This is a genomic window from Dietzia sp. DQ11-44, assembly GCF_014145205.1.
Taxonomy (GTDB): Bacteria; Actinomycetota; Actinomycetes; order Mycobacteriales; family Mycobacteriaceae; genus Dietzia; species Dietzia natronolimnaea.
In genome coordinates this window covers 1-3,449 of sequence record NZ_JAALEC010000332.1, presented here as the reverse complement: position 1 = coordinate 3,449, position 3,449 = coordinate 1, and the positions used below count along the sequence as shown (strand labels likewise).

The 3,449-nt window shown below is 66.5% G+C and carries 5 protein-coding genes; all 5 read left to right on the top strand.

Translation table 11 applies throughout. From position 1 onward, the window contains the following. The first annotated feature begins 108 nt into the window (after positions 1–108). Entirely contained in the window at positions 109–408 is a 300-nt protein-coding gene (locus tag G6018_RS09050) for a hypothetical protein (protein ID WP_182639434.1), read from the top strand. Positions 409–437: 29 nt separating this feature from the next. After that, complete coding sequence (locus G6018_RS09045) at positions 438–710, top strand: hypothetical protein (RefSeq protein ID WP_182639433.1); 273 nt, start codon at positions 438–440, stop codon at positions 708–710. Positions 711–718: 8 nt separating this feature from the next. Beyond that, a complete protein-coding gene (locus G6018_RS09040; protein ID WP_347237841.1) occupies positions 719–1,354 on the top strand; it encodes a hypothetical protein in 636 nt (211 codons plus the stop codon). Next, positions 1,354–2,175: a hypothetical protein gene (locus tag G6018_RS09035; protein WP_182639432.1), complete on the top strand. Its 822-nt coding sequence runs from the start codon at positions 1,354–1,356 to the stop codon at positions 2,173–2,175. The genes G6018_RS09040 and G6018_RS09035 overlap by 1 nt, the downstream gene beginning before the upstream one ends. A gap of 71 nt (positions 2,176–2,246) precedes the next feature. Continuing rightward, on the top strand, positions 2,247–3,449 hold a 1,203-nt coding region (locus G6018_RS09030), incomplete at its 3' end, for a hypothetical protein (protein ID WP_182639431.1).

The window sequence follows — 3,449 nt, the reverse complement described above, 5'->3', positions numbered from 1 at the left end:
TTAGCCGCTGCCGAGGACATCTTCTCCGCCGCTGGCCAGCAGTGGCGACAGCGTTCACAAACCCCCTGATCACTGCTTTTCCGTTCACATCACTTCAAGGAGAACACCATGATTGTCGAAACGATCACCGCGGCCGCCCCGGTCGCCGAGCAGGTCCTTGCGCAAGGAATGAACCTGTCACCGCAGGAGATTCCGGGCGCCGGCCAGAAGGTCGATACCGCCCTGTCCTACTTCATGTGGGGCTGCGTCGCGATCGGCGTCATGGGCGTGATGGCAGCGGGTGCGTACTTCATCATGGCCCGCTCGTCAGGGCGCGGCGATGAAGTCCAGAGCACCGTTGCCCGCATCATCGGCGGCTGCCTATTGATCTTGCTTGCCGGCCCCATCGTCAACGCTCTGGTGTCCTGACCACCGTGCTTACCGAGGTAGCGATCATCGTGGCGCAGGACGCAGGACCGATCCTGCCTCCGACCAGCCCGGTCGCCCCACCCGCAGCAGCGATGACCTACTTCACCCAGGCCGTGGGCTGGGTGAAGTGGGGCGCCACCGTCGTCCTGGTCGCCGGAGTCCTGGCGATCGGCGCCCTACTGACAGTCGACAACCGCCTGGTCGACCAGTACGGCCCTTCCATCCAAGCGATCACCATCAAGGTCATTCTGGGCTGCCTCATCGTCGCCTCGGCTGGCCATATCGCCGACGTATTCATTTAGGAGCATCCGTGTCCATCCGCCGACGCGTTCTCACCGCAATGGCGGTGGCGCTGCTACTGACCGCCAACACTGCCTGCTCAGCTGACGAGCAGGGCACCGACGCCCCGGTCGCCGTCGACACCTCCTCGGCCCCCGCTGATCTGACCTGGCGCACCGTGGCCGGACTCAAGATCCCCACCTCCCACCAGGACGGCCCCGCACGGACGACGCCTCCGCAGGGTTACAGCCACAGTCCCCAGGGAGCTGCCCTGGCCGCCGCCAACGGGCAAGCCGCCCTGGCCACCTCCCCGGACACCACCTGGCCCGAAGTTGTGCGTACGGTCACCGCCCCCGGCCCCGGCCGAGACGAGTGGGCGCAGGCCCGCGCACTGATGAGCGTGTCCGGGGCCGTCGATCCGTCGGTCGCCGCATCCTTCGTCGCATTCAAGATCACCGACTACTCCCCGGAGCACGCGATCGTCTTGCTGGCTACCTCGACACCGCCGGGGCCGGGTGAGCACGAGCCGTTGCTGACTGCCTACCCGGTGCAGCTGGCCTGGACCGGGGCCGACTGGAAGCTCGTGCTCCCCACGCAGAGCGACGACATCGACGCCACCGAGATCCACACGCTCGAGGGCTTCACGACCTGGGATGAGGACAACTGATGACGAGGAAGACCTGGATCACCGCCGCAGGAGTGCTGATTGCAGCTCTGCTGGTGCTGGCCGTAGTCATCACCATGACCGGCCGCGACGATCAATCCCCCCAGGCGACACAGGGGTCGGAGCCGTCGTCAGCGCCAGCCGCTGCCACCCCGACCGCACAGCCCGGACGAGTGACCAGCGACCTGGTGGGCCGGCAGGTGACCGTCGTCAACGCTCCCGGCGGCCGGCCCCTCGAACAGACCGGGGAGGCGACTGCGTTTCCCACCGGAACGGAAGCAGTCGCCGCACCAGCCGGCCTGGCACTCCAACAAGTGCCGAGCGGGGTCACCTTGATGGTCTCGACCTCAGACGGCCCCACCGACACCGAGCAAGGAGTGATGACTGGCTACGCTCAGTCACCCGTCGGCGCAGCAGTCCTGACTGCCAACTACATCGGTCTGGGCATCGAGCTCGGCCCTGTCTATGCGGACTTTCTGGACCGGTACGCGAAACAGCTTGTTGCCGAGGATCCGGCGTTCCTGGAGGAGATTCGCGCCCGTGGGCGAGCCAACGAGGGCCGCGCCTTGCAGGCGGCGGAAGGCTTTCTGGCTCCACGCTGGTTCCGCATCAGCCACTGTTCGCCCGAGTTCTGCACCGTCGAAGCGGCGACACCGTCTGTTGCCGATGCAGTGGGACAGGTCGACACGATCGACATCAGTGCGACCGCACACCCCGTGATGCGGGTGTCCCTTGCATGGCAAGACGGCCAGTGGCAGATCGTCTCGGCTAGGTCGCTGCCCCCGGTGGAGAAGCTAGATGGGTCGTGGGTGCTGTGGAACTAAAGCACCTGTACAGGTCCGCGCTCTCAGTTGTTCTAGCTGTGCTGTTGTCTGTGATCGGGGCAGGACAGGCCTTGGCACAGGACAACGATGAGCCCAGTGGACAGAACTCGTTTCAGACCTACTACGACGACTGCCGTAATGGCGAGACCGGCGACGGCGGCCTGCTCGGCGGGACCGGCGCCCATGAGTGGCTGCGCGATTCCGCACACGCTGGTGGCTTACGTGAGGCGGCCACCTCTCCGGTGAACGCGATCGTGAACGCCGCCTGCAACACCGCCGGGGCAGTGAAGTTTCCAACCGACGCGGTTGAAGCGGCCACCTCCGGCTTCTGGGGCGATCCCATCGGCGACTTCGTCAAGTCACTGCTCGAGGGCAACGCCCAGTCGCTGTCGCTGATCATGACCATGTGGATCAAGGAGTCCCCGTTCTCTGGGGCAGACTTCGCCTCATCGGTCGAGGGCATCTTCAACCTCACCCTGTGGGCGCAAGCCCTGCTGTTCGTGGTGTCGCTGATCGTGGCCGGAACCCGGATGGCGGTCGCCCGAAACCGTGGCCTGGGCGACGGGTTCGAGGATGTCGGCCAGGTCGTCTTCAACTTCATCCTTGCCGGCGCGGCACTACCGGCAGTCATCCTGGCGATGCACCTGGCGACCGACGCTGTGTCGGCCCAATGGCTGGAAGACGGCCTGGGCGGTGACCCTGCCGCGACGATCAACTCCGTTGCGCTGATTGACGAGGAAACCGGGCTCGGCCCCGCCGCCGTTCTCATCCTGGTGGTCTTCGCTCTGCTGGGGGCATTGGCGCAGCTGGTAGCCCTCGTCGTCCGGGAAGGGCTCCTGATCGTCGTGGTTGGCCTGCTCCCTCTGGCCGCTGCGTCGTACTCCTTGAGCACCGGCAAACAGGCCTTCAAGACGATGATCGGGTTCATCGTCGCGGCCCTGCTGTTCAAGCCGGTCGCCACGTTGCTGTACCTGACGGCGTTCTGGCTCAGCTCCGGCAACGAGGCCCCCTCTGTGATGGAGGCGGTGTCGTCGATGTTGCTGCTGGCCGCAGCAGGCCTGGTTCTGCCAGCCCTGATGCGCGTGGTGGCCCCCGCGGTGTCGGCCTCCGTGGCCGGTGGCAGTGCCGCCGGAATCGGTGCCGCAGCGGCCGGCGCGACCGGAGCTGTGGCAGGGATGGCTGGAGCTGCACTCGGTAACGCCCAGCAAGGGCTGGCCGGGTCTGGGGCGCAGTCGGCGTCCGGGGCCAGCGGCCAGGGCGCAGCGAACGGAGCC

Coding starts and splice junctions, on each gene's coding strand:
- G6018_RS09035 (WP_182639432.1), top strand. CDS start 1,354: ATGACGAGGAAGACCTGGATCACCGCCGCAGGAGTGCTGATTGCAGCT.
- G6018_RS09050 (WP_182639434.1), top strand. CDS start 109: ATGATTGTCGAAACGATCACCGCGGCCGCCCCGGTCGCCGAGCAGGTC.